We start from the raw sequence: 23,347 nt of genomic DNA on the forward strand, positions 1-23,347 counted from the left end.
TCTCTGCGAGTTCGTCCGCCTTCTGCGGCTTAACGTCGCGCCTAAAAGGGAGCTTCACTCAACAAAACGGCCACGCTTTGCGTGCAAGGCCGAGGGAGAGAGCGCCTGACGAACACATACTAACAACTGGGGGAAACACCAATGAGCACAAGCACTGCGGCAGGTTCAACTGCCGCACAGCCTGCGTTCCTGTCCAAGGAACGCATCATCGCCAAGCCCGGCTTCAACCGCTGGCTGGTTCCACCGGCCGCCCTGGCCATCCACCTGTGCATCGGCATGGCCTACGGCTTCTCGGTGTTCTGGCTGCCACTGTCCAAGGCGCTGGGTATCACCAAGCCGGTCGCCTGTGCGCCGGACATGAGTTTCATCGCCCAAGTCTTCTCGTCGCAATGCGACTGGCCCATCTCGATGCTGGGCTGGATCTATACCCTGTTCTTCATCTTCCTGGGCTGCTCGGCAGCGATCTGGGGCGGCTGGCTGGAACATGCCGGGCCACGTAAGGCCGGTGTTGTATCGGCATTGTGCTGGTGCGGTGGCCTGCTGATCTCGGCGTTGGGTATCTACACCCACCAGATCTGGCTGATGTGGATCGGCTCCGGGGTCATTGGTGGTATTGGCCTGGGCCTGGGCTATATCTCGCCCGTGTCGACCCTGATCAAGTGGTTCCCGGACAAGCGCGGCATGGCGACCGGCATGGCGATCATGGGCTTCGGTGGCGGTGCGATGGTGGGTGCTCCGCTGGCAGCAGCATTGATGGGCCACTTCGCAACGCCCGACAGTGTGGGCGTATGGCAGAGCTTCCTGGTAATGGCCGCGATCTACTTCGTGTTCATGATCGGCGGCGCCTTGTCCTACCGCGTTCCGCCGACCGGCTGGAAGCCTGAGGGCTGGACCGCGCCGGCGAAAAAAGCCAGCAACGCGATGATCACTCACCGTCACGTGCACGTGAACGTGGCGTGGAAAACCCCGCAATTCCGCCTGGTGTGGCTGGTACTGTGCCTGAACGTCTCTGCCGGTATCGGCATCCTCGGCATGGCTTCGCCACTGCTGCAGGAAGTGTTCGGCGGCAAGCTGCTGGGTGTGGATGTGCCGTTTGGCCAACTGGATGCCGGTCAACTGGCTTCCATCGCGGCGATCGCGGCAGGTTTCACCGGTCTGTTGAGCCTGTTCAACATCGGTGGCCGGTTCTTCTGGGCGTCGTTCTCCGACTATCTGGGCCGTAAAAATACCTACTTCGTGTTCTTCGCCCTGGGCTTTGCCCTGTACGCGTTGATCCCGAACCTGGGTCACCTGGGCAACGTGGCGCTGTTCGTCGCCGCGTTCTGCATCATCCTGTCGATGTACGGCGGTGGTTTTGCGACCGTTCCGGCCTACCTGGCCGACCTGTTCGGTACGCAAATGGTCGGTGCGATCCACGGTCGCCTGCTGACTGCGTGGGCGGCGGCTGGCGTGCTGGGCCCGGTGCTGGTGAACTACCTGCGTGAGTATCAGTTGAGCATCGGCGTTGAACGCGCCGCTGCCTACGACATCACGTTGTACATCCTGGCCGGCCTGCTGGTGCTGGGTTTCATCTGCAACCTGCTGGTACGCCCGGTGGCCGACAAGTACTTCATGACCGACGCCGAACTGGCCGCCGAACAGGCGCTGGGTCACGACAAAGGCGCCGATGCCACCACTTCGCTGGAGTGGAAAGCCGCCCCTGGCACTGTGCCGTTGGCGATTGCAGCCTGGCTGGTAGTGGGGATTCCGTTGGCGTGGGGTGTGTGGGTAACCCTGCAGAAAACCGCAGTACTGTTCCACTAACACCGCAATAACGGTGGGCCCGGTTCCTATGGGAGCCGGGCTTGCCTGCTCCCGCACTTTATCTTCACCCGCCTGAAGCGATCGGGTCGGCGCACCATCCTGGAGCGCCTGCTTGTATGCACATGTCTATCGCCGACACTCCATCAGTCTTATCCCCTCCGATGTTTCTGTTTGGCGCCCGCGCCCCTATAATGGCTGCCTTTTTCGCCCAATGATTTTGCGGAGTTGGTGATGGCCGAACGTAAGGCGTCCGTCGAGCGCGACACTCTGGAAACCCAGATCAAAGCCTCGATCAACCTGGATGGCACCGGAAAGGCCCGATTTGATATCGGTGTCCCTTTTCTTGAGCACATGCTGGACCAGATCGCCCGTCACGGGCTGATCGACCTGGATATCGTCAGCAAAGGCGACCTGCATATCGATGACCACCACACGGTGGAAGACGTTGGCATCACCCTCGGCCAGGCGTTTGCCAAGGCTATTGGCGACAAAAAAGGCATCCGTCGCTACGGCCACGCCTACGTCCCGCTCGACGAAGCGCTGTCGCGCGTTGTCATCGACTTCTCTGGCCGCCCAGGCCTGCAGATGCACGTGCCCTACACCCGCGCCACTGTGGGCGGCTTTGACGTTGATCTGTTCCAGGAATTCTTCCAGGGTTTCGTCAACCACGCACTGGTCAGCCTGCACATCGACAACCTGCGCGGCACCAACACCCACCACCAGATCGAAACCGTGTTCAAGGCCTTCGGCCGCGCGCTGCGCATGGCCGTCGAGCTGGATGACCGCATGGCCGGGCAAATGCCATCGACCAAGGGCGTCTTGTAATGCAGACGGTCGCGGTTATCGATTACGGCATGGGTAACCTGCACTCGGTGGCCAAGGCCCTCGAACACGTAGGGGCCGGCAAGGTGCTGATCACCAGCGATGCCAACGTGATTCGCGAAGCCGACCGGGTGGTGTTTCCCGGCGTCGGTGCGATTCGCGACTGCATGGCCGAAATCCGCCGCCTGGGCTTTGACAGCCTGGTGCGCGAAGTCAGCCAGGATCGGCCGTTTCTCGGTATCTGCGTGGGCATGCAAGCCTTGCTCGACAGCAGTGAGGAGAACGACGGCGTCGACTGCATCGGCCTGTTCCCAGGCCAGGTGAAGTTCTTCGGCAAGGACCTGCACGAAGACGGCGAACACCTGAAAGTCCCGCACATGGGCTGGAACGAAGTCCGCCAGCCCGTGGATCACCCGCTCTGGCACGACGTGCCGGACATGGCGCGTTTCTACTTCGTGCACAGCTACTACATCGCCGCCGGTAAACCGGGCCAGGTGGTGGGTGGCGGTCACTACGGCGTCGATTTCGCCGCCGCGCTGGCCGAGGGTTCGCGCTTTGCCGTGCAGTTCCACCCGGAGAAGAGCCATACCCACGGCCTGCAATTGCTGCAGAACTTCGCCGCCTGGGACGGGCGCTGGTAAATGGCCAGGAAGCCGAAGCAGCCGATCTTGAACCTCACGCCCGAACAGGAGAGTGAGGCTACCCTCAAGATCAAGCGCTTCATGGAGGACCGATTCGAGCTTAAATTGGGCTCGTTCGAGGTCGCCGAGATTCTTGAGCTGTTCACCACTGAAGTGGCTCCGCATTATTACAACAGGGCGATTTTCGACACGCAGACGCTCCTTAAAGAAAGGTTCGAAAGCATCGAAAGCGACCTGTGGTCGCTTGAGAAACCCTGATTTCCCAAGCATTGCTGAATATCGAATAAGGTTTGCCAGATGCTGATTATCCCCGCTATCGATCTCAAGGACGGCGCCTGCGTACGTCTGCGCCAAGGCCGCATGGAAGATTCCACTGTGTTCTCCGATGACCCGGTGAGCATGGCTGCCAAATGGGTAGAAGGGGGCTGCCGTCGTCTGCATCTGGTGGACTTGAACGGCGCCTTCGAGGGCCAGCCGGTCAACGGCGAAGTGGTTACCGCCATTGCCAAGCGCTATCCGAACCTGCCGATCCAGATCGGCGGCGGTATCCGCTCCCTGGAAACCATCGAGCATTACGTTAAAGCCGGCGTGAGCTACGTGATCATCGGCACCAAGGCCGTGAAAGACCCGGCGTTCGTCGCCGAAGCCTGCCGCGCGTTCCCCGGCAAAGTGATCGTGGGTCTGGATGCCAAAGACGGCTTCGTCGCCACCGACGGCTGGGCTGAAATCAGCACCGTGCAGGTGATCGACCTGGCCAAGCAGTTCGAAGCCGACGGCGTGTCCGCCATCGTTTATACCGACATCGCCAAAGACGGCATGATGCAGGGCTGCAACGTACCCTTCACCGCCGCGCTGGCGGCTGCGACCAAGATCCCGGTGATCGCTTCTGGCGGCATCCACAACCTGGGCGACATCAAGTCGCTGTTGGACGCCAAGGCGCCCGGCATCATCGGCGCCATCACCGGCCGTGCGATCTACGAAGGTACCCTGGACGTCGCCGAAGCCCAGGCTTACTGCGACGCCTACAACGGCTGAGGACTGACCATGGCGCTGGCCAAACGCATCATCCCTTGCCTGGACGTCGACAACGGTCGCGTGGTCAAGGGCGTCAAGTTCGAGAACATCCGCGACGCCGGCGACCCGGTGGAAATCGCTCGTCGCTACGATGAGCAAGGTGCCGACGAGATTACCTTTCTCGACATCACCGCCAGCGTCGATGGCCGCGACACCACGCTGCATACCGTCGAGCGCATGGCCAGCCAGGTCTTCATCCCCCTGACCGTGGGCGGCGGCGTGCGTACCGTGCAAGACATCCGCAACCTGCTCAATGCCGGCGCGGACAAGGTTTCGATCAACACCGCAGCCGTGTTCAACCCGGAGTTTGTCGGCGAAGCGGCGCAGCATTTCGGCTCGCAATGCATCGTCGTTGCCATCGACGCCAAGAAAGTCTCCGGCCCGGGTGAAACCCCGCGCTGGGAGATCTTCACCCATGGCGGGCGCAAGCCCACCGGCCTGGACGCGGTGGAGTGGGCAATGAAGATGGAAGGTCTGGGCGCCGGTGAAATCCTGCTGACCAGCATGGACCAGGACGGCATGAAAAACGGCTTCGACCTGGGCGTGACCCGCGCCATCAGCGATGCGCTGGGCATTCCGGTGATTGCTTCCGGCGGCGTCGGCAACCTGCAGCACCTGGCCGACGGTGTGACCGAAGGCCACGCCAGCGCGGTGCTGGCGGCGAGTATTTTTCACTTTGGCGAGTACACCGTTCCTGAGGCCAAGGCCTACATGGCGGCGCGCGGTATCGTCGTTCGCTGAATGCTGCTGGACACCATGGCAAGTGCGCGGCACTCTCTGCGCTTGCCATGGATTCCGGTAACTTACATGTTCAAGCACCTGCTGCTCGCCTTCGCCAGTACGTCCCTCCTGTTGGCAGGTTCGGCCCGCGCCGAAGAACCGTCCGACGCCTCCCTGGTGCTGCTGACGGAAAACTTCCCGCCCTACAACATGGCGAAAAACGGCAAGAACTTCGCCAAGGAAGAGAACATCGAAGGCATTGCCGTGGACATCGTGCGCGAGACCTTCAAGCGCGCCGGTATTGCCTACAACCTCACCCTGCGATTTCCTTGGGAACGCATCTACAAGCTCGCCCTGGAAAAACCTGGTTATGGTGTGTTCGTGATGGCCCGGCTGCCGGACCGTGAAGCGCTGTTCAAATGGGTCGGCCCCATTGGCCCCGACGATTGGGTGCTGCTGGCCAAGGCTGACAGCAAAATCCAACTGGCCCACCTTGAGCACGCCCGCCCCTACAGGATCGGTGCCTACAAGGGTGATGCGATTGCCGAGTCCCTGGAAAAACAGGGTTTAAAGCCGATAGTCGTGCTGCGGGACCAGGACAACGCGCAGAAACTGATGGATGGCCAGATCGATCTGTGGGCCACCGGCGATCCTGCCGGACGTTACCTGGCGCGCCAAGTCGGCGTGACGGGGCTCAAGACGGTCCTGCGCTTTAACAGCGCCCAGCTCTACCTTGCACTGAACAAGGACGTGCCGGATGAGCTGGTAGCCAAGCTTCAGGCCGCGCTGGACCAACTGCGAAAAGATGGCGTCGTCGACGAGATCATGGCGAACTATCTGTAACCGGACGAATTCCCTGTAGGCGCTGGCAAGTCGGCGCCTACAACGGATCGTCAGCGGTAAATGCCATCCTTGCCGTGCCCGGCCATGGCCTGGTTGCTGCGCACGCTAATCATCAACTTGATATTGATCCAGTCGACGCCCTGGGCCTTGAGCTTGGGCAATTCGCGCTCCAACACCGCCAGGGTTTGTGGGTAAGGGTGGCCGATCATCACCACTGAACCCTGCTTGTGCGCCAGCTTGATTGCCGTCTGCAATTGCGTGGTGATCGCCGCTTCAGTGCGCTCGTCATCCAGAAACACATCCCGCGACACATGGGCCAGGCCAATCTTCTGCGCCTCGGCGGCCGCCACGGTTTGCGCACTGGTGCGGCTGTCGACAAAGAACTTGTTGCGCCGTTGCAGCTCGGCCATCAACCAGGCCATGGCGGCCGGCTGGGCAGTCATGCGGCTGCCCATGTGGTTGTTGATACCGGCGGTGTAGGGCACGGCCTGGAACGCGGCGTCCAGGCGCTTGCCGAGTTCTTCGATGGACAACTCGGGGTGCCAGGCAAACGGTCCGGTAGCCGGGTCCATGGGCATGTGCAGGATCACGATCTTGCCGGCCTTGTGCGCTTCGCGGGCGAATTCGGCGGCGTGGGGCGTGTCGGGCATGATCGCCGTGGTGACCGGCCCAGGCAGGGCCAGCACGCGACGATCGCGGGGCAGGTTTTGCCCGAGGTCGTCGATGATGAGGGTCAGGTAGGCTTTGTGCGGCTCACCGGCAGGTGTCGCGTGGGCGACGCCTGCCAGGCTGCACAGCACAGCAATGATCAGGGCAAAACGCATATCAACGGCTGCGGGTGATGCTCAGGCCCTTGAGCAGGCTCAGCGCCTGGGCCAGCTGGTAATCGTCGTCCTGCGGCATCGGTTTGGCTTTCTTGCTGCTGTCGGTTGGCTGGTCAGCGCCGCCGTTGCCATTGCCCAAGTGACCTTGCAGGTCAGCCTCTTTGTAGTACTCGCTGTCGATCTCGTTGGTGATCTTGGCCTTGCGCACCTCGATGTCCGGCACGATGCCCTGGGCCTGGATCGAGCGGCCATTCGGTGTGTAGTACAGCGCAGTGGTGATCTTCAGCGCCCGCTCGTTGTTCAGCGGCAATACGGTTTGCACCGAGCCTTTGCCGAAGCTGGTGGTGCCCATCAGCACGCCGCGCTTCTGGTCTTGCAGCGCGCCGGCGACGATCTCCGAGGCCGAGGCGCTGCCGCCGTTGATCAGCACGGCCAGTGGCACGTTTTCGCTGAGATCGTTGCCGGTGGCCGAGAAGCGCAGCTCGGAGTTGGCGATACGGCCCTTGGTGTAGACGATCAGGCCTTTGGTGATGAAGTGGTCGACCACTTCCACCGCCGACTGCAGCACGCCGCCTGGGTTATTACGCAGGTCGAGCACGATACCGTTGAGTTTTTTGCCGTTGTCCTTGCGCAGCTTGGCCAGGGCCTTGGCCACTTCGTCGCCGGTCTTGACCTGGAACTGGGTGATGCGGATGTAGCCGTAGCCCGACTCCAACAGCTGACTCTTCACGCTCTTGACCACAATGGTCGCGCGGGTCAGCGTCACGTCGAACGGGTTGCCGCCGTCGCGTACCAGGGTCAGGGTGATTTTCTGGCCGATCTTGCCGCGCATCTTGTCGACGGCTTCGGTCATGGTCTGGCCACGGGTCGGCTGACCATTGATCTTGACGATAAAGTCGCCAGCCTGGATGCCTGCCTTGGACGCCGGGGTGTCATCGATCGGCGAGACCACCTTGATGTTGCCGTCTTCGGAGCCGACTTCAATGCCCAGGCCGCCGAATTCACCGCTGGTGCTTTCCTGCAGCTCGGCGAAATCTTCCGGGCCCAGGTAGGCGGAGTGCGGATCGAGGTTGCTGAGCATGCCCTTGATGGCATTTTCCAGCAGGGTCTTGTCGTCTACGGGTTCGACATAGGCTGCCTTGATGCGGTCCATGACCTCGGCGAACGTGCGCAGCTCATCCAGCGGCAACGGCGCCTTGGTGGTCGCGGCCGTGGCGGCGGGTGCAGCCGGAGCGGCCTGGTCGGCGAAAGCCAGGGGCGCGCCGATCACCAGGGCGATCGTCAGGGCCAGCGAAGTGAGGCGGGACAAATGCAGCATGTCGAACGAACTCCTAATGTAGATGCAGCCCTATCCTTGGGAACGGCACCATTGTGCAGGGTCGCTCGGGCGGCCCTGCTGACGAATAGCGAAGTACAGCGCCGGGGTGTCCTGGCCACCACTGTTACCGACAGTGGAAATGGATTCACCGGCTTTTACAACATCACCTGCCGACTTGAGTAAAGTCTGATTGTGGCCGTAAAGACTCAAATAGCCATTACCGTGGTCAAGAATCACCAACAAACCGGCACCCCGCAGCCAATCGGCAAACACCACGCGCCCACCGTGGACGGCGTGCACCTGGCTGCCAGCGGAGGCGCTGATCATCACGCCATCCCACTTCGCGCGGGTGTCATCGCCACGGGTTTCACCGAAGCGTGCCAGTAATCGACCATCAACGGGCCATGGAAGTTTGCCGCGCGCTGAAGCAAAAGGGCCGCCGAAGGATTCGCCGGCGCTGGAAACCAGCGGGCCAGGCGCTGCACGCGCCGGTTTACGCGGTGCCGGGGCGTCCGAGGTGGCAGCCAGCTCGGCCTCACGCTGGCGCTTTTTTTCGGCTTCCTGCTGGGCGATCAGCGCTTTTTGCCGCGCTTCTTCGGCCTCACGTGCCTGGCGGGCCAGGGTTTCTTCAATCGTTTTGAGGACTTTGGCCAAGTCGGCCTGGTCCTGCTCGCGGGCTTGCAGCTTGGCGTCGCGGGCCTTCACGTCGTCATTCAGCTTGGCCAGGGCCAGCTGGCGCTCTTTGCGAACCTTGTCCAGCTCGTCGCGCTGAGCGTTGAGGCTGCTTTTCTGGTCCTCAAGCTGCGACTGCTGGTTAGCGATTTCCTGTTCGACGTTGACCAACTGGCGCAAGGTCTCGTTGAAGCTTTTCAATTGCTCCAGGCGAGCCTTGCTCAGGTAGTCGTAGTAGGTCAGGGTGCGCGCGAATTTTTCCGGGTTCTGCTGGTTGAGCAGCAGCTTGAGGTATTCCTGGCGGCCATTCTGATAGGCGGCACGAGCCTGGATCGCGATCAAGCGTTGCTGTTCAACGCGTGCGCTCTGGAGTTTTTTTTTCTCAGCGTCGAGTCGCTCCAGTTCCGACTCGCTCTTCTTTAGTTCTTTTTGTAACTCCTGGACCTGCTTCTCCAGCTTGCCCATCTCGGTTTCCGTGCCGCGCAGATCTTTCTGCACGCCGGATTTTTCTTCCTGGAGCTTGCCGAGCAGTTTTTTCAGCTCGGTAATGTCCTGACGCGTAGCGTCCAACTGTTGTTGGGTTTGTGCGCGCTCATCGGCAAACGCCGGTTGGAGCAGGCAGACAAGAGCGAGGGTAATCAAGGCGCGAAGCATAGAGGCGGGCGACACCAGGGAAAGGGACGCTCTAGTATGCCCGCCAAGCGCGGCAAAAAAAACGCCCAATTCGGGCTGGGGGCAAGTTATGTGCCGAGTGGCGCTGGAATGGCGAAAAGATATCTACCAAACACAGAAGATCCAATGTGGGAGGGGGCTTGCCCCCGATAGCGGTGTATCAGCCACCTATGTTTCAGCCGATCTACCGTAATCGGGGGCAAGCCCCCTCCCACATTATTTTTCGGTGAGGCTGGGATCAGACCAGAATCGAAGTCCCGGTCATCTCCACCGGCTTCTCCAGCCCCATCAGCATCAGCATGGTCGGCGCCACATCTGCCAGCACGCCGCCTTCGCGCACTTTCAAATCACGCTTGCCGACATAGATAAACGGCACTGGCTCAGTCGTGTGGGCTGTGTGGGCCTGGCCGGTGGATTCATCGGACATCTGTTCGCAGTTGCCGTGGTCGGCCGTGATCAGTGCTTCGCCGCCGACTTTCTCCAGGGCATCGACGATGCGACCGACGCAAAGGTCCAGGCATTCCACGGCCTTGGTCGCGGCTTCCAGGTTACCGCTATGGCCGACCATGTCGCCGTTGGCGTAGTTGACCACGATCACGTCGTAACGCTGGTGTTCGATGGCGTCGACGATCTTGTCGGTGACTTCCGGCGCGCTCATTTCCGGCTGCAGGTCGTAGGTCGCAACCTTTGGCGATGGGATCAGAATGCGTTCTTCGCCTGGGAACGGCTCTTCACGACCGCCGGAGAAGAAGAAGGTCACGTGGGCGTATTTCTCGGTTTCGGCAATGCGCAGCTGGGTCTTGCCGTTTTTTGCCAGGTAGTCGCCCAGCACGTTGTCCAGGCTGCCCGGAGCAAAGGCCGCGGGGGCCGGGATGCTGGCGGCGTATTGGGTCAGGCCCACGTACTGCACTTTGGGCTGGCGGGCACGCTCGAATTCCTTGAAACCGTCTTCGACAAACACGCGGCTCAGCTCGCGGGCGCGGTCGGCACGGAAGTTCATGAACACCACCGCGTCGCCGTCTTCTACCTTCACCGGCTCGCCGATGGTGGTGGCCTTGACGAATTCGTCGCTCTCGCCACGGGCGTAGGCGGCCTCCAGGCCTTCCTGGGCGGTGGCGGCGTGGAATTCGGCCTGGCCGTCGACGATCAGGTTGTAGGCCTGGGAGACGCGGTCCCAACGGTTGTCGCGGTCCATGGCGAAGTAACGGCCGACCAAACTGGCGATACGGCCTTTGCCGAGGGCGGCGAAGGTGGTGTCGAGCAGTTCGATGGAGGATTGCGCGCTTTTCGGCGGGGTGTCCCGGCCGTCGAGGAAAGCGTGCAGGTAAATCTTGTCGGCGCCGCGCTTAAAGGCCAGTTCGGCCATGGCGACCAGGTGGTCCTGGTGGCTGTGGACGCCGCCATCGGACAGCAGGCCCATGAAGTGCACGGCCTTGCCGGCAGCCACTGCTTTATCTACCGCGGCGCAGATGGTCGGGTTCTCGAAGAACTCACCATCGCGGATCGCTTTGGTCACACGGGTGAAGTCCTGGTATACCACTCGTCCGGCGCCGAGGTTCATGTGGCCGACTTCCGAGTTGCCCATCTGACCGTCCGGCAAGCCTACGTCCATACCTGAACCAGAGATGAGGCCGTTGGGTACGCTGGCGGTCAGGCGGTCGAGTACAGGCTTCTTGGCCGCGTATACCGCGTTGTCGTGGTGGCTTTCACTGTGTCCGAAGCCATCGAGAATTATCAGGACCAAAGGTTTAGGCGTAGTAGTCATAGATCCTCTCGCGGCGGTAATAAAGGAAGACAATTGAAAAGGGAGTGGCAGTTTAAAGCGAAGTTCCGACCACGTCACCGCTTTACGGGGGTTGGCCCCCCCTGACGGCTGTGTATACTTACCGCCATTTTAACGCCCTGGAACCTCCTTGATGGTTGATCACCTGATTGCATTTGCCACTGCCCACTACCTGCTCGTGGGTGCCTTCGTCATCCTGCTGGCGCTGCTGATCGCTCACGAATTGAGCCGCGGTGGCCGCAGCCTGAGCACGGCGGAGCTGACCGCACTGGTCAACAAGGATGAGGCCGTTGTCGTGGACATCCGCCCGGCCAAGGATTTTGCCACCGGCCACATCGTCGGTGCCCTGAACATTCCGCAGGACAAGCTGATCGCGCGCCTGGTCGAGTTGGAAAAGCACAAGGCCAAGACCATCATCCTGGTCGACGCCCAAGGCCAGCACGCCGGCACCCACGCCCGCGAAATGCTCAAGACCGGTTTCACCGCCGCCAAGCTGTCCGGTGGCATCAGCAGCTGGCGCGCCGATAACCTGCCGCTGGTGAAGTGATATGAGCCAGGTTGTCGTGTATTCCAGCGATTGGTGCCCTTACTGCATGCGGGCCAAGGCTCTGCTGGAGAAAAAGGGCGTTGCCTTCGAAGAAATCAAGGTCGACGGCAAACCCCAGGTGCGCGCCGAAATGGCCCAGAAGGCGGGGCGCACGTCCGTGCCGCAGATCTGGATCGGCGCCAAGCATATCGGTGGTTGCGATGACCTGTTCGCCCTGGAGCGCGCGGGTAAACTCGATGCGCTGCTGCTCGTCTGATGCCTAAACCCTAAAAGACCCCAAGATCACAAGGATCTGCGATGACTGACCAACAGAACACCGAAGCTGCAGAAGCCCAAGCGCCACAGTTTTCGCTGCAGCGCATCTACGTGCGTGACCTGTCGTTCGAAGCGCCGAAAAGCCCGGCCATCTTCCGCCAGGAATGGACCCCAAGCGTTGCACTGGACCTGAACACTCGCCAGAAGGCCCTGGAAGGCGACTTCCACGAAGTCGTGCTGACCCTGTCCGTGACCGTCAAGAACGGCGAAGAAGTGGCCTTCATCGCTGAAGTGCAACAGGCCGGTATCTTCCTGATCCAGGGCCTGGACGAAGCGTCCATGAGCCACACCTTGGGCGCGTTCTGCCCGAACATCCTGTTCCCGTATGCCCGTGAGACCCTGGACAGCCTGGTCACCCGTGGCTCGTTCCCTGCGCTGATGCTGGCTCCGGTGAACTTCGATGCCCTGTACGCTCAAGAGCTGCAGCGCATGCAACAGGAAGGTTCGTCGACCGTTCAATAAGTCGATGCGGTAAAAATGTGGGAGGGGGCTTGCCCCCGATAGCGGAGTGTCAGTCACATAGATGTCGACTGGCACTCCGTCATCGGGGGCAAGCCCCCTCCCACACTTGTTTTACGGTGTTACTTGAAACCGAGCTGGCGCCAGCCTTCGTAAACCGCGACGGCCACGGTGTTGGACAGGTTCAAGCTGCGGCACCCCTCGCGCATCGGCAAGCGCAGGCGATGGCCATCGGGCAGGGCGTCGAGTACCTCGGCCGGCAGGCCACGGCTTTCCGGACCGAACAGGAAGGCGTCACCTTCGGCAAAGCTGACATCGTGGAACGGTTGCGAGCCCTTGGTGGTGAACGCGAACAGTCGCGGATGCCCCAGGCTTTCCAGGCAACTGGCCAGGTCGGCGTGGCGCTTGAGCGTGGCGTACTCGTGGTAGTCGAGCCCGGCACGGCGCAGGCGCTTGTCGTCCATGTCGAAGCCCAGGGGCTCGATCAAATGCAGGTGGCAGCCACTGTTGGCGCACAGCCTGATAACGTTGCCGGTATTCGGCGGAATTTCTGGTTGAAAAAGGATGACGTGAAACATGCACGGCTCCGAAGGCAAAGATGCGCTGCATTCTACCCCTGAAGAGGACCCAAGACCGAAGCTTATGCCTCGGGTCATGGGCTCATTGGCGATTGTTGGCATGATGGTGGGCCTGATGATCGGTCGCCTGACCACACCGGACCCGGTCGAACTGCAGCAGGTCGAGACCGCGGCGGACGGCGTGGTGGTGTGGTTCAACAGCGAACCCAAGCTGCACGGCGAGCATATCGACGGCACCGTGGCGCTGCTGTTCGACGCACAGGGCCAGGCCGCCGGTGGGCAGCTCAAGGTCAATGACAAGGATGTGAACTGGCGCGTGCGCAAGACCGATGGCGGCCTGCTGCTGAACCTGGTGGCGGCTCGGCCGTTGCGCGGGGAATGGAAAGGGGAGGAGGCTGACGGCCGCTGGCGGCTGGAGATCCATCTCCAAGAGCAATAAAAGAGGGAGTTCCCGGCCTGCCTGTACCAGGGCTCCCAAAACAGGGTGAAGCTTGCAAAGCTTCGGTGTTAAAGAGGGAATCCCCGGCCTGCCTGTACCGAGGTTCCCCAAAGCGGTGTGGAGCGCGACGCTGCTCGCGTCAAGCACCCCGGGTGTAAAGAGGGGATTCTCGGCCTGCCTGTACCAAGGTCCCCGAAACTGGGTAGTACAAGGGTTATTGCAGGGCGCGTGCCAGAGTGGCGACGTTGTGCCAAAAAAATCCTAAAAAAAGCGCAAAGCCCCGGAATACGGGGCTTTGGTGTTTTTGGTATTCAGATTGTCATCAACGAGCCTGAGGCTTGATGCGTTAGATTCATGCCCGATGCCGGTTCATGGTGCATTGAAGCGGTGCACGGTCTGGAACAGTGTGAAGATCCAAATGTGGGAGCGGGCTTGCTCGCGAAGGCGGAGTGTCAGTCACCGAATATGTCGAATGACACACTGCCTTCGCGAGCAAGCCCGCTCCCACATTAGATGTCCGGTGGATTTAAGAGGGGGGTTAGCCCTCATCACCCTCATCATCATCCCCACCATCCACCTTCATCCCCAACTCCTTGATCTTGCGCGTCAGGGTATTGCGGCCCCAACCCAGCAACACGGCGGCATCGCGGCGGCGACCGGCGGTGTGCTTGAGGGCGGTCTCGATCATGATGCGCTCGAACGCCGGCACGGCGCTGTCCAGCAGGTTCGACTGGCCGCGCGCCAGGGCCTGGTCGGCCCATTGGCGCAGCGCTTGTTCCCAGTTGGTCACCGGCGCGGAATCCTGCGGAAGGCTCAACAGCTCCGGAGGCAGGTCGCTGATGTGCACTTCGCGTCCGGAGGCCATCACCGTGATCCAGCGGCAGGTGTTCTCCAACTGACGCACGTTGCCGGGCCACGGCAGGTTCTTCAGGTATTCCTCGGTCTCGCTTTTCAGCAGCTTCGGCTCGACGGCCAGCTCCTGAGCGGCGCGGCTGAGGAAGTGGCGGGCCAGGGTCGGGATGTCTTCGCGACGGTCCGACATGCGCGGGATATGGATGCGGATCACGTTGAGGCGGTGGAACAAGTCCTCACGGAATTTGCCCGCGTGCACCAGGGTTTCCAGGTTCTGGTGGGTCGCCGCGATGATGCGTACGTCGACCTTGACCGGTGTGTGTCCGCCCACCCGATAGAACTCACCGTCCGCCAGCACGCGCAGCAGGCGGGTCTGGGTGTCGGCCGGCATATCGCCGATTTCATCGAGGAACAGCGTGCCGCCGTCAGCCTGTTCAAAGCGCCCGCGACGCAGGTTGGCTGCGCCAGTGAATGCGCCTTTTTCGTGGCCGAACAGCTCGGATTCCATCAAATCCTTTGGAATCGCCGCCATGTTCAACGCAATGAACGGCGAGGCTGCGCGTGGGCTGTGACGGTGCAGGGCATGGGCGACCAGCTCTTTACCGGTCCCCGACTCGCCGTTGATCAGCACGGTGATGTTGGAATGGCTCAAGCGCCCGATGGCGCGAAACACTTCCTGCATCGCCGGCGCTTCGCCGATGATTTCCGGGGTGCGGGTCAGGGCGGGTGGAGCTTCCTGGTTCTGTTGTTCCTGGGCGTGCTGGTTGGCGCGTTTGACCAATGCCACCGCTTCGTCCACGTCGAACGGCTTGGGCAGGTATTCAAAGGCGCCGCCCTGATAGGACGCGACAGCGCTGTCCAGGTCCGAGTGCGCCGTCATGATGATCACCGGCAAGCGCGGGTGCTGCTCGCGAATCCGCGCCAGCAGGTCCAGGCCACTGGCGCCGGGCATGCGGATGTCCGAGATGATCACGTCGGGCTGCTGGCGCGCCAGGCGGCTCATTACACCGTCGGCGCTGTCGAAGCTCTGGGTGGTCATGCCTTCCTGTTGCAAGGCTTTCTCGAGGACCCAGCGGATAGAACGGTCGTCATCGACGATCCAGACAGTTTCACTACGGCTCATGTCGATGGGGCTCCTTGTTCCAGTGGCAGAAAGATCGAGAACGTGGTGTGGCCAGGATGGCTCTCACACTCGATCAGACCCTGGTGCTGGCTGATGATGTTCTGGGTAATGGCCAGGCCCAGCCCGGTACCGTCCGGGCGGCCACTGACCATGGGAAAGAAAATGGTTTCCTGCAGTTCCGCAGGAATCCCCGGGCCGTTGTCGATGATCTCGACCTTGGTCACCAGGCGATGGCGCACATGGCCAATTGTGAACTGACGCAGGGCGCGGGTGCGCAGGCTGATGCGGCCCAGGCGCAGCTCGTTCTGGCTGCTGATGGCCTGCATGGCGTTACGTACGATATTGAGCACCGCCTGAATCATCTGTTCGCGGTCGATCAAAACGTCGGGAATGCTTGGGTCATAGTCGCGCACCAAGGTGATGCAGCCCTGGCTTTCGGCCTCAACCAGCTGACAGACACGCTCCAGCACTTCGTGCACGTTGGTCATCGCCAGCGACGGCAGCTTGTTGGAGCCGAGCATGCGGTCCACCAGGTTACGCAGGCGGTCGGCCTCTTCGATGATGACGTTGGTGTAGTCCTTGAGGTTATCGTCCGGCAGCTCGCGGGCCAGCAGTTGCGCTGCGCCACGGATACCGCCCAGCGGATTCTTGATCTCATGGGCCAGGCCGCGCACCAGCATCTTGCTGGTCTCCTGCTTGGACAGCTGCGCTTCTTCCTTGGTGATGCGCAGCAGGCGGTCGCGCGGGTGCACTTCCAGCAGCAGCAGGGTGGCGCCGTTGCTGAGGATCGGGGTCACGGCGTAGTCGACGGTCAGGGTCTGGCCGGTCAGGGCCGTGAGCATCGCTTCGCGCTTGGTGAAGGGGTGTGCCTGCTCCACGGCCTGGCGCAATGAGCTCAAGGCTTCGGCTGACTCGGTGAACAATTCGCTGATGAACTGCCCATGGCTGCGCTGGCCGCTGATGGCCAGGAGCATCTCCGCCGCCGGGTTCATGTACTCAAGACGCAAGTCGTCGTTGAGTAGGATGGTCGCGGTGGTCAGGTTGTCGAGTAGCAAACGGTGCAGTGCATCGCTGATGGTCATCAGGACCTCTTTTGGAGCAACGCGCGGGCTTGAGGCACACGCTGATACAAGGAAAATGCAAAAACCAAACCAAGGCTCCGAAAAGAAGCGTGCAAGCCCTGAAATGGGGGTTTTAGGCGCGAAACTGTGGCGTTCTGCCAGCTTGCTCGGGAAGTTTCGAACCAAAATGGGCTGGGCAGGTGGGTAGGGTGCAGCCTATCGCACCAATATAGTGCGGTTTTGTGAAGGTTGTTCAGGAAGTGCTGGGCGGACCGTTTTCAATGCGGGGTGAAAACGGTTCGGGACGGTCAGCGTTGCTCTGACAGTGGCATGCCTGGAGTGCCCGCATAAAAGACCAGAAGCTCAACGGGTGTGCTTCCGGTAATGCCGCGATGTTCGGTGCCCATCATCTCGGCCAGGGTTTGCCCTTGCCTCAAGGTCCGCGAGGCGCCGCTTGCGCGGGTGTCAACGGTCAACTCCCCTGAAACGATGTAGGCAGCGTTCGGCATCGGGTGGGTGTGCCAAGGCAGTTGCGTGCGTGCCGGGATCTTCAGGCGTATCAGCGTGAGCTGCGGCGTGCCGGACGGGTAGGCTTTGTAGGGCGTGCCGTCCCAAGACTCGCTACGTTCAAGCAAGACCTCTTTCTCGATCTGCGCCGCATCTTTTGCCTGCGTGCCGCAGCCCAGCAACGACAAAACTGTCGCTGCTGCAGTCAAGCACTTGAGGGTGTCCATGGTTCCATCCTATTCGGTCAGTGAACGCTCAGGCTATGGCTGTCGGCCCAGGTGAAGATGCAGGACGGTTCCTCAAATCAAGTAGGTCGAACGCACAGCTCGGCCGTGGCACGGATCATCGCCAGTTGCCGCAGTGGATCGTTCAGCGGCTCATGCACGGCTTCGGCCAGCCACTGTGGGCACTGCGGGTCGGTGCGCTGCGGGGTAAAGTCGGCCAGCTGCTGCAGCAGGCGTTTTTGCAGTTCATCCAGCTGCGGGCGTATCTGTTTGATCAGGTCCGGGCGTGGGTCGTCCGGCGCCTTGCCTTGGAACTGCCAGTCGGAAAGGTGGGTGTATTGCACCAGCTTGTTGGCCTCGATCTGCGCCGAAAAAAACTGCTCGGCGGCGGCCGCGTCCAGCTTGTAGGTCGGTGCCTGGGCGCTAACGCTGGCGATCACCTCTTGTTCGCGCTTTTTATCTTCCACGGGCTTTTTGCTGTCCCATTTGCTCAGGGCTACCTGGTCGGCGATCTCCAGGCGTTCGGCAATGCTGTTGAGCAGCGGCTCCAGAGTGGGCGGCGCAGCACTCGCACTGGCACTGACGAACAACAGAGCGAACACAAGTCGACGTTTCAAGGATGATCTCCTGTGGGAGCGGGGCTTGCCCGCGATGGCGGAGTATCAGTCAATACAACAGGTGCTCGATGCGGCGCAATCGCGGGCCAAAAAAAAGACCTCCCGAAGGAGGTCTTTTTTCATCACGCTACATTAAGCAGCGCTACCGGATCAGCAGCTGTAGTACAGCTCGTATTCCAGTGGGTGTACGAAGGTGCGAACCTTGATTTCTTCTTCGCTCTTCAGGCCGATGTAAGCGTCGATGAAGTCGTCGCTGAACACGCCGCCTTTGGTCAGGAACGCACGGCCCTTGTCCAGCTCTTCCAGGGCTTCTTTCAGGCTGCCGCACACTTGTGGGATCTCTTTGGCCTCTTCAGGCGGCAGGTCGTACAAGTTTTTGTCGGCGGCGTCGCCAGGGTGGATCTTGTTCTGGATACCGTCCAGGCCAGCCATTACCAGGGCAGCGAAGGCCAGGTACGGGTTGGCTGCTGGATCCGGGAAGCGTGCTTCGATACGGCGAGCGCGAGGGCTGGACACGTATGGAATACGGATCGAAGCGGAACGGTTGCGCGCCGAGTAGGCCAGCATTACCGGTGCTTCGAAACCTGGGACCAGACGCTTGTAGGAGTTGGTCGACGGGTTGGTGAAGCCGTTCAAGGCCTTACCGTGCTTGATGATACCGCCGATGAAATACAGGGCAGTGTCGGACAGGCCGGCATAACCTTCGCCAGCGAAGGTGTTCTTGCCCTCTTTGGCGATGGACAGGTGAACGTGCATACCCGAACCGTTATCGCCGTACAGAGGCTTAGGCATGAAGGTAGCGGTACGGCCGTAGGCAACGGCAGTGTTGTGTACGCAGTACTTCAGGGTCTGTACTTCGTCAGCCTTGGCCACCAGGGTGTTGAACTTCACACCGATTTCGTTCTGGCCGGCAGTGGCCACTTCGTGGTGGTGCACTTCGATGGTCAGGCCCATGTCTTCCATGGCGTTGCACATGGAGGTACGGATTTCGTGGTCGTGGTCGAACGGCGGAACTGGGAAGTAGCCACCTTTGATGCCTGGACGGTGGCCATGGTTGCCGCCTTCCACGTCTTGATCGGACATCCAGGAGCCTTGTTCGGAGTAGATCTTGAACATGGAGCCGGAGATGTCGGACTTGAACTTCACTTGGTCGAAGATGAAGAATTCTGGCTCTGGGCCTACGAATACAGTGTCACCGATACCGGTCGACTTCAGGTATTCCTCGGCACGCTTGGCGATCGCACGTGGGTCGCGGTCGTAGCCTTGCATGGTCGAAGGCTCGATCACGTCGCAGACCAGGATCAGGGTCGGCTCTTCGGTGAACGGGTCGAGTACGGCAGTGCTGTCGTCCGGCATCAGGATCATGTCGGAGGCTTCGATGCCTTTCCAGCCAGCGATGGAGGAACCGTCGAACATTTTGCCTTCTTCGAAGAAAGCTTCATCCAGCGCGTCGCGAGCCGGCATGGTCACGTGGTGCTGAGTGCCTTTGGTGTCCGTGAAGCGCAGATCAATCCATTTAACGTCATGATCTTTGATGAGTTGAACCGACTTCGACATAGTGTCCTCCGGGTGGCTTCGGGCTGGGGTAGTGGAGTTAGCCCTTAGAATGTGGGTGATGCCGGCGCGGATAGTCCGCCATGGCAACCTGCCTCACAAGAGAGCAAATTGCATGCCAGTGCGCCAACATGGGTTTTCTGCTCAAAAAACGACCCTATAAAGGTGCATTACGACAAAAGACCAAAAATGGCGCACCGCAATGTAGCGCAAAGGCGCACAAATGCACCTATTTAGTGCGTGATACGTGCGATGCATATTAACTGGTTAAACCTTGAGCGATTTCCGCTATAATCCGCGCCCCCCTTTTTCAGCAGGCCCGGCGCGCGCTGTTTCCATGAAATTAATCGTTAAAGTCTTCCCCGAGATCACCATCAAAAGCCGACCGGTACGGACGCGTTTCATCCGTCAGTTGGCCAAGAACATCCGTGCCGTGCTCCGCGATCTGGACCCGGCTGTGGTGGTGAACGGCGTGTGGGACAACCTCGAGCTGGAAACCCGTGTCACCGAGCCCAAAGCCTTGAAGGACATGACCGAGCGCCTGAGCTGCATGCCGGGCATCGCGCATTTCCTGCAGGTGGATGAGTACCCGCTGGGCGACTTCGATGACATCACCGAGAAGTGCAAACAGCACTACGGCAGTGAGCTTGAAGGCAAGATCTTTTCGGTGCGCTGCAAGCGTGCCGGCAAGCACACCTTCAGCTCCATGGACGTCGAGAAATACGTCGGCAGCAAGCTGCGTCGCGAGTGCGGCGCATCCGGAATTTCCCTGAAAGCGCCGCAAATTGAAGTGCGCATGGAAATTCGCGACCAACGGTTGTTTGTGATCCACAGCCAGCACAACAGCATCGGCGGCTACCCGCTGGGCGCCCTGGAACAGACCCTGGTGCTGATGTCCGGCGGTTTCGATTCCACGGTGGCGGCCTACCAGATCATGCGCCGCGGCCTGATGAGCCACTTCTGCTTCTTTAACCTGGGCGGACGTGCACACGAATTGGGCGTGATGGAAGTCGCGCATTTTATCTGGAAGAAGTACGGCAGCTCCCAACGCGTGCTATTTGTGAGCGTACCGTTCGAGGAAGTGCTGGGCGAAATTCTCGGTAAAGTCGATAACGGTCATATGGGCGTGGTATTGAAGCGTATGATGTTGCGCGCGGCCTCGCGAATCGCCGACAAGTTGCAGATCGATGCACTGGTAACCGGTGAGGCGATCTCCCAGGTCTCCAGCCAAACGCTGCCGAACCTGTCGATCATCGATTGCGTCACCGAGAAGCTGGTCTTGCGCCCGCTGATCGCCAGCCACAAGCAGGACATCATCGACCTGGCAGAGCAGATCGGCACCGCCGACTTTGCCAAGCACATGCCCGAGTACTGCGGGGTCATTTCGGTGAACCCCAAGACCCACGCCAAGCGCCATCGCGTGGAGCATGAGGAGAAAGAATTCGACATGGCGATTCTGGAGCGTGCGCTCGAGAACGCCAAGCTGGTCCCGATCGATCGCGTGATCGACGAATTGGGCCAGGACATCAAGATCGAAGAAGTCAGCGAAGCCCTGGCCGGCCAGATCGTCATCGACATCCGTCACCCGGATGCCGCTGAGGATGAGCCGCTGGAAATCGCCGGCATCGACGTACAAACGCTGCCGTTCTATGCATTGAATGCGCGTTTCAAGGAACTGGATAACAGCCGTCAGTACCTGCTGTATTGCGACAAAGGCGTGATGAGTCGCCTGCATGCCCACCATTTGCTCAGTGAGGGACATGCCAATGTGCGCGTTTATCGACCGAGCTAAGAGCCCGGGGCTGTTTGCCTGTGGCCTGCGTCACCGGCCCCCCGACTCTGCCGTCAAGCTGTAACGGCAAGGCCTGACTCTACTGTTAATCGCTGCCACGACCTGTCAGCACACCGAATCCTCTGATCGAGATACACAAGTGATCGAAAATCTACGTAACATCGCCATCATTGCTCACGTTGACCATGGTAAAACCACCCTGGTAGACAAACTCCTGCGTCAATCCGGCACCCTGGAGCGCAACGAGCTCAACGACGAGCGCGTGATGGACTCCAACGACCAGGAAAAAGAGCGCGGTATTACCATCCTGGCTAAAAACACCGCTATCAACTGGAACGGCTACCACATCAACATCGTGGATACCCCGGGCCACGCCGACTTCGGCGGCGAAGTAGAACGCGTAATGTCGATGGTTGACTCCGTTCTGCTGCTGGTTGACGCTCAAGACGGCCCTATGCCGCAAACCCGTTTCGTGACCAAGAAGGCGTTCGAAGCCGGCCTGCGTCCGATCGTGTGCATCAACAAGGTTGACCGTCCAGGCGCGCGTCCGGACTGGGTTCTGGACCAGATCTTCGACCTGTTCGACAACCTGGGTGCCACCGAAGAACAGCTGGACTTCAAAGTCGTCTACGCCTCGGCCCTGAACGGTATTGCCGGTCTGGACCACACCGACATGGCTGAAGACATGACCCCGCTGTACCAGTCGATCGTCGACAACGTACCAGCCCCGGCTGTTGACCGTGACGGCGCGTTCCAGATGCAGATCTCCGCTCTGGACTACAACAGCTTCCTGGGTGTTATCGGCGTTGGCCGTATCGCCCGTGGTCGCGTCAAGCCGAACACCCCGGTTGTCGCTATCGGCGCCGACGGCAAGAAGCGCAACGGTCGTATCCTGAAGCTGATGGGTCACCACGGTCTGCACCGCATCGACGTTGAAGAAGCGGCCGCTGGCGACATCGTGTGCATCAGCGGTATGGACTCGCTGTTCATCTCCGACACCCTGTGCCACCCGGACACCGTCGAGGCGATGAAGCCTCTGACCGTTGACGAGCCAACCGTTTCCATGACCTTCCAGGTAAACGACTCGCCTTTCTGCGGTAAAGAAGGCAAGTTCGTGACCTCCCGTAACATCAAGGAGCGTCTGGACAAAGAGCTGCTGTACAACGTTGCACTGCGCGTTGAAGAAGGCGACTCGGCTGACAAGTTCAAGGTTTCCGGCCGTGGTGAGCTGCACCTCTCGGTACTGATCGAAACCATGCGTCGCGAAGGCTTCGAAATGGGCGTTGGTCGTCCAGAAGTGATCATCCGTCAGGTTGACGGCGTGAAGCAGGAACCGTTCGAAAACGTCACCATCGACACCCCGGAAGAATCCCAGGGCAAGGTGATGGAAGAGATGGGTCTGCGTAAAGGCGACCTGACCAACATGGTGCCGGATGGCAAAGGCCGTGTGCGTCTGGAATACAACATCCCTGCTCGTGGTCTGATCGGTTTCCGTAACCAGTTCCTGACCCTGACCAACGGTGCTGGCATCCTGACCTCGATCTTCGATCGCTACGACACCATGAAGTCCGGCGACATGTCCGGCCGTCAGAACGGTGTTCTGGTATCGGTAGAAACCGGCAAGGCACTGACCTACTCCCTGGAAACCCTCCAGGCGCGTGGCAAGCTGTTCGTTGAACACGGTCAAGAGATCTACAACGGTCAGATCGTTGGTCTGAACAGCCGTGACAACGACATGGGCGTCAACCCAACCAAAGGCAAGAAGCTCGACAACATGCGTGCTTCGGGTAAAGACGAAACCATCGCTCTGGTTCCACCTGTTCGCTTCACCCTGGAACAGGCCCTGGAATTCATCCAGGACGACGAGCTGTGCGAAGTCACGCCTAAGTCGATCCGCCTGCGTAAGAAGATCCTGGACGAAGGCGAGCGTACCCGCGCTGCCAAGAAAGCCAAGAACTGAGTTAACTCAGGCTGAATGAAAAACGCCCCCGGTCGAAAGGCCGGGGGCGTTTTTTTTTATGCCTGCAAAATGTGCAGTGATTGTGCCGGCCTCTTCGCGAGCAAGCCCGCTCCCACATTTGACCGCGTTTTTTCAGGATGAATGAGG

The 23,347-nt window shown here is 60.4% G+C and carries 23 protein-coding genes; 13 read left to right on the plus strand and 10 right to left on the minus strand.

All coding sequences use genetic code 11. The features are described from left to right. Positions 1-141: 141 nt before the first annotated feature. The 7 genes from AB4N92_RS13765 to AB4N92_RS13795 all read left to right on the plus strand — a co-directional run bounded on the left by AB4N92_RS13765 (position 142) and on the right by AB4N92_RS13795 (position 5,903). Complete coding sequence (locus tag AB4N92_RS13765) at positions 142-1,803, plus strand: OFA family MFS transporter (protein ID WP_021492193.1); 1,662 nt, start codon at positions 142-144, stop codon at positions 1,801-1,803. A 231-nt stretch (positions 1,804-2,034) separates the two neighbouring features. Then, on the plus strand, positions 2,035-2,628 hold the full coding sequence (hisB, locus tag AB4N92_RS13770; RefSeq protein ID WP_003218037.1) for an imidazoleglycerol-phosphate dehydratase HisB: 594 nt from the start codon (positions 2,035-2,037) through the stop codon (positions 2,626-2,628). Continuing rightward, positions 2,628-3,266, plus strand: coding sequence for an imidazole glycerol phosphate synthase subunit HisH (hisH, locus tag AB4N92_RS13775; RefSeq protein WP_106119054.1), 639 nt, complete (start codon positions 2,628-2,630; stop codon positions 3,264-3,266). The genes hisB and hisH overlap by 1 nt, the downstream gene beginning before the upstream one ends. Next, the gene (locus tag AB4N92_RS13780) at positions 3,267-3,524 is read left to right on the plus strand and encodes a DUF2164 domain-containing protein (protein WP_010213888.1); all 258 of its coding nucleotides are present in this window, start codon (positions 3,267-3,269) and stop codon (positions 3,522-3,524) included. A gap of 39 nt (positions 3,525-3,563) precedes the next feature. After that, positions 3,564-4,301, plus strand: a complete 738-nt coding sequence (gene hisA, locus AB4N92_RS13785; RefSeq protein WP_003187784.1) for a 1-(5-phosphoribosyl)-5-[(5-phosphoribosylamino)methylideneamino]imidazole-4-carboxamide isomerase — start codon at positions 3,564-3,566, stop codon at positions 4,299-4,301. 9 nt (positions 4,302-4,310) lie between these two features. Then, positions 4,311-5,081 carry an imidazole glycerol phosphate synthase subunit HisF gene (hisF, locus tag AB4N92_RS13790; RefSeq protein ID WP_016972251.1) on the plus strand — a complete coding sequence of 257 codons (771 nt, stop codon included), beginning with the start codon at positions 4,311-4,313 and terminating at the stop codon, positions 5,079-5,081. A 66-nt stretch (positions 5,082-5,147) separates the two neighbouring features. Then, positions 5,148-5,903 (plus strand): substrate-binding periplasmic protein, encoded by a 756-nt coding sequence (locus AB4N92_RS13795; protein ID WP_010213885.1) that lies wholly within the window; start codon positions 5,148-5,150, stop codon positions 5,901-5,903. 50 nt (positions 5,904-5,953) lie between these two features. Here AB4N92_RS13795 and AB4N92_RS13800 read toward each other — a convergent pair whose 3' ends face one another. The 4 genes from AB4N92_RS13800 to gpmI all read right to left on the minus strand — a co-directional run bounded on the left by AB4N92_RS13800 (position 5,954) and on the right by gpmI (position 11,154). After that, entirely contained in the window at positions 5,954-6,727 is a 774-nt protein-coding gene (locus AB4N92_RS13800; RefSeq protein ID WP_010213884.1) for a divergent polysaccharide deacetylase family protein, read from the minus strand. Position 6,728: 1 nt separating this feature from the next. Further along, positions 6,729-8,045 (minus strand): S41 family peptidase, encoded by a 1,317-nt coding sequence (locus AB4N92_RS13805; RefSeq protein WP_021492191.1) that lies wholly within the window; start codon positions 8,043-8,045, stop codon positions 6,729-6,731. A 30-nt stretch (positions 8,046-8,075) separates the two neighbouring features. Further along, positions 8,076-9,371, minus strand: a complete 1,296-nt coding sequence (locus AB4N92_RS13810; protein WP_010213881.1) for a murein hydrolase activator EnvC family protein — start codon at positions 9,369-9,371, stop codon at positions 8,076-8,078. A gap of 256 nt (positions 9,372-9,627) precedes the next feature. Beyond that, the gene (gene gpmI, locus AB4N92_RS13815) at positions 9,628-11,154 is read right to left on the minus strand and encodes a 2,3-bisphosphoglycerate-independent phosphoglycerate mutase (protein WP_010213878.1); all 1,527 of its coding nucleotides are present in this window, start codon (positions 11,152-11,154) and stop codon (positions 9,628-9,630) included. Positions 11,155-11,305: 151 nt separating this feature from the next. On the opposite strand from gpmI, the gene AB4N92_RS13820 reads away from it, so the two are divergent. The 3 genes from AB4N92_RS13820 to secB are packed head-to-tail and all read left to right on the plus strand — an operon-like array spanning position 11,306 to position 12,496. Next, complete coding sequence (locus AB4N92_RS13820) at positions 11,306-11,719, plus strand: rhodanese-like domain-containing protein (RefSeq protein ID WP_236267107.1); 414 nt, start codon at positions 11,306-11,308, stop codon at positions 11,717-11,719. Between the two features lies 1 nt (position 11,720). Further along, positions 11,721-11,975, plus strand: a complete 255-nt coding sequence (gene grxC, locus AB4N92_RS13825) for a glutaredoxin 3 (protein WP_010213876.1) — start codon at positions 11,721-11,723, stop codon at positions 11,973-11,975. A 41-nt stretch (positions 11,976-12,016) separates the two neighbouring features. Next, entirely contained in the window at positions 12,017-12,496 is a 480-nt protein-coding gene (gene secB / locus AB4N92_RS13830) for a protein-export chaperone SecB (protein WP_010213875.1), read from the plus strand. Positions 12,497-12,615: 119 nt separating this feature from the next. On the opposite strand, the gene AB4N92_RS13835 is transcribed toward secB, so the two are convergent. Then, complete coding sequence (locus AB4N92_RS13835; RefSeq protein ID WP_010213874.1) at positions 12,616-13,071, minus strand: tRNA (cytidine(34)-2'-O)-methyltransferase; 456 nt, start codon at positions 13,069-13,071, stop codon at positions 12,616-12,618. On the opposite strand from AB4N92_RS13835, the gene AB4N92_RS13840 reads away from it, so the two are divergent. Continuing rightward, positions 13,070-13,510 (plus strand): hypothetical protein, encoded by a 441-nt coding sequence (locus AB4N92_RS13840; protein ID WP_021492189.1) that lies wholly within the window; start codon positions 13,070-13,072, stop codon positions 13,508-13,510. The two genes, AB4N92_RS13835 and AB4N92_RS13840, sit on opposite strands and share 2 nt — an antisense overlap. Positions 13,511-14,048: 538 nt before the next feature. On the opposite strand, the gene ntrC is transcribed toward AB4N92_RS13840, so the two are convergent. From ntrC to glnA, 5 genes are all read right to left on the minus strand, one after another. Continuing rightward, entirely contained in the window at positions 14,049-15,485 is a 1,437-nt protein-coding gene (ntrC, locus tag AB4N92_RS13845; RefSeq protein ID WP_003218003.1) for a nitrogen regulation protein NR(I), read from the minus strand. Next, positions 15,482-16,567, minus strand: coding sequence for a nitrogen regulation protein NR(II) (gene glnL / locus AB4N92_RS13850; protein WP_010213871.1), 1,086 nt, complete (start codon positions 16,565-16,567; stop codon positions 15,482-15,484). The genes ntrC and glnL overlap by 4 nt, the downstream gene beginning before the upstream one ends. Positions 16,568-16,854: 287 nt before the next feature. Next, positions 16,855-17,280 carry a cupin domain-containing protein gene (locus AB4N92_RS13855; protein WP_154847466.1) on the minus strand — a complete coding sequence of 142 codons (426 nt, stop codon included), beginning with the start codon at positions 17,278-17,280 and terminating at the stop codon, positions 16,855-16,857. 77 nt (positions 17,281-17,357) lie between these two features. After that, entirely contained in the window at positions 17,358-17,894 is a 537-nt protein-coding gene (locus AB4N92_RS13860; protein WP_021492187.1) for a chorismate mutase, read from the minus strand. A gap of 150 nt (positions 17,895-18,044) precedes the next feature. Then, the gene (gene glnA, locus AB4N92_RS13865) at positions 18,045-19,451 is read right to left on the minus strand and encodes a type I glutamate--ammonia ligase (RefSeq protein ID WP_010213867.1); all 1,407 of its coding nucleotides are present in this window, start codon (positions 19,449-19,451) and stop codon (positions 18,045-18,047) included. 334 nt (positions 19,452-19,785) lie between these two features. Between glnA and thiI the strand changes: the two genes are divergently transcribed. Both thiI and typA read left to right on the plus strand, forming a co-directional pair. Then, positions 19,786-21,240, plus strand: a complete 1,455-nt coding sequence (gene thiI / locus AB4N92_RS13870) for a tRNA uracil 4-sulfurtransferase ThiI (RefSeq protein WP_010213865.1) — start codon at positions 19,786-19,788, stop codon at positions 21,238-21,240. A 139-nt stretch (positions 21,241-21,379) separates the two neighbouring features. After that, positions 21,380-23,200, plus strand: coding sequence for a translational GTPase TypA (typA, locus tag AB4N92_RS13875; RefSeq protein WP_010213863.1), 1,821 nt, complete (start codon positions 21,380-21,382; stop codon positions 23,198-23,200). Positions 23,201-23,347: the final 147 nt, after the last annotated feature.

It is taken from the genome of Pseudomonas sp. S3_A09, assembly GCF_054668065.1.

Coding starts and splice junctions, on each gene's coding strand:
- AB4N92_RS13795 (WP_010213885.1), top strand. CDS start 5,148: ATGTTCAAGCACCTGCTGCTCGCCTTCGCCAGTACGTCCCTCCTGTTG.
- grxC (WP_010213876.1), top strand. CDS start 11,721: ATGAGCCAGGTTGTCGTGTATTCCAGCGATTGGTGCCCTTACTGCATG.
- AB4N92_RS13805 (WP_021492191.1), bottom strand. CDS start 8,045: ATGCTGCATTTGTCCCGCCTCACTTCGCTGGCCCTGACGATCGCCCTG.
- hisA (WP_003187784.1), top strand. CDS start 3,564: ATGCTGATTATCCCCGCTATCGATCTCAAGGACGGCGCCTGCGTACGT.
- secB (WP_010213875.1), top strand. CDS start 12,017: ATGACTGACCAACAGAACACCGAAGCTGCAGAAGCCCAAGCGCCACAG.
- AB4N92_RS13855 (WP_154847466.1), bottom strand. CDS start 17,280: ATGGACACCCTCAAGTGCTTGACTGCAGCAGCGACAGTTTTGTCGTTG.
- thiI (WP_010213865.1), top strand. CDS start 19,786: ATGAAATTAATCGTTAAAGTCTTCCCCGAGATCACCATCAAAAGCCGA.
- ntrC (WP_003218003.1), bottom strand. CDS start 15,485: ATGAGCCGTAGTGAAACTGTCTGGATCGTCGATGACGACCGTTCTATC.
- glnA (WP_010213867.1), bottom strand. CDS start 19,451: ATGTCGAAGTCGGTTCAACTCATCAAAGATCATGACGTTAAATGGATT.
- AB4N92_RS13840 (WP_021492189.1), top strand. CDS start 13,070: ATGCACGGCTCCGAAGGCAAAGATGCGCTGCATTCTACCCCTGAAGAG.
- glnL (WP_010213871.1), bottom strand. CDS start 16,567: ATGACCATCAGCGATGCACTGCACCGTTTGCTACTCGACAACCTGACC.
- gpmI (WP_010213878.1), bottom strand. CDS start 11,154: ATGACTACTACGCCTAAACCTTTGGTCCTGATAATTCTCGATGGCTTC.
- AB4N92_RS13780 (WP_010213888.1), top strand. CDS start 3,267: ATGGCCAGGAAGCCGAAGCAGCCGATCTTGAACCTCACGCCCGAACAG.
- AB4N92_RS13820 (WP_236267107.1), top strand. CDS start 11,306: ATGGTTGATCACCTGATTGCATTTGCCACTGCCCACTACCTGCTCGTG.
- hisF (WP_016972251.1), top strand. CDS start 4,311: ATGGCGCTGGCCAAACGCATCATCCCTTGCCTGGACGTCGACAACGGT.
- hisH (WP_106119054.1), top strand. CDS start 2,628: ATGCAGACGGTCGCGGTTATCGATTACGGCATGGGTAACCTGCACTCG.
- AB4N92_RS13800 (WP_010213884.1), bottom strand. CDS start 6,727: ATGCGTTTTGCCCTGATCATTGCTGTGCTGTGCAGCCTGGCAGGCGTC.
- hisB (WP_003218037.1), top strand. CDS start 2,035: ATGGCCGAACGTAAGGCGTCCGTCGAGCGCGACACTCTGGAAACCCAG.
- AB4N92_RS13765 (WP_021492193.1), top strand. CDS start 142: ATGAGCACAAGCACTGCGGCAGGTTCAACTGCCGCACAGCCTGCGTTC.
- AB4N92_RS13810 (WP_010213881.1), bottom strand. CDS start 9,371: ATGCTTCGCGCCTTGATTACCCTCGCTCTTGTCTGCCTGCTCCAACCG.
- AB4N92_RS13835 (WP_010213874.1), bottom strand. CDS start 13,071: ATGTTTCACGTCATCCTTTTTCAACCAGAAATTCCGCCGAATACCGGC.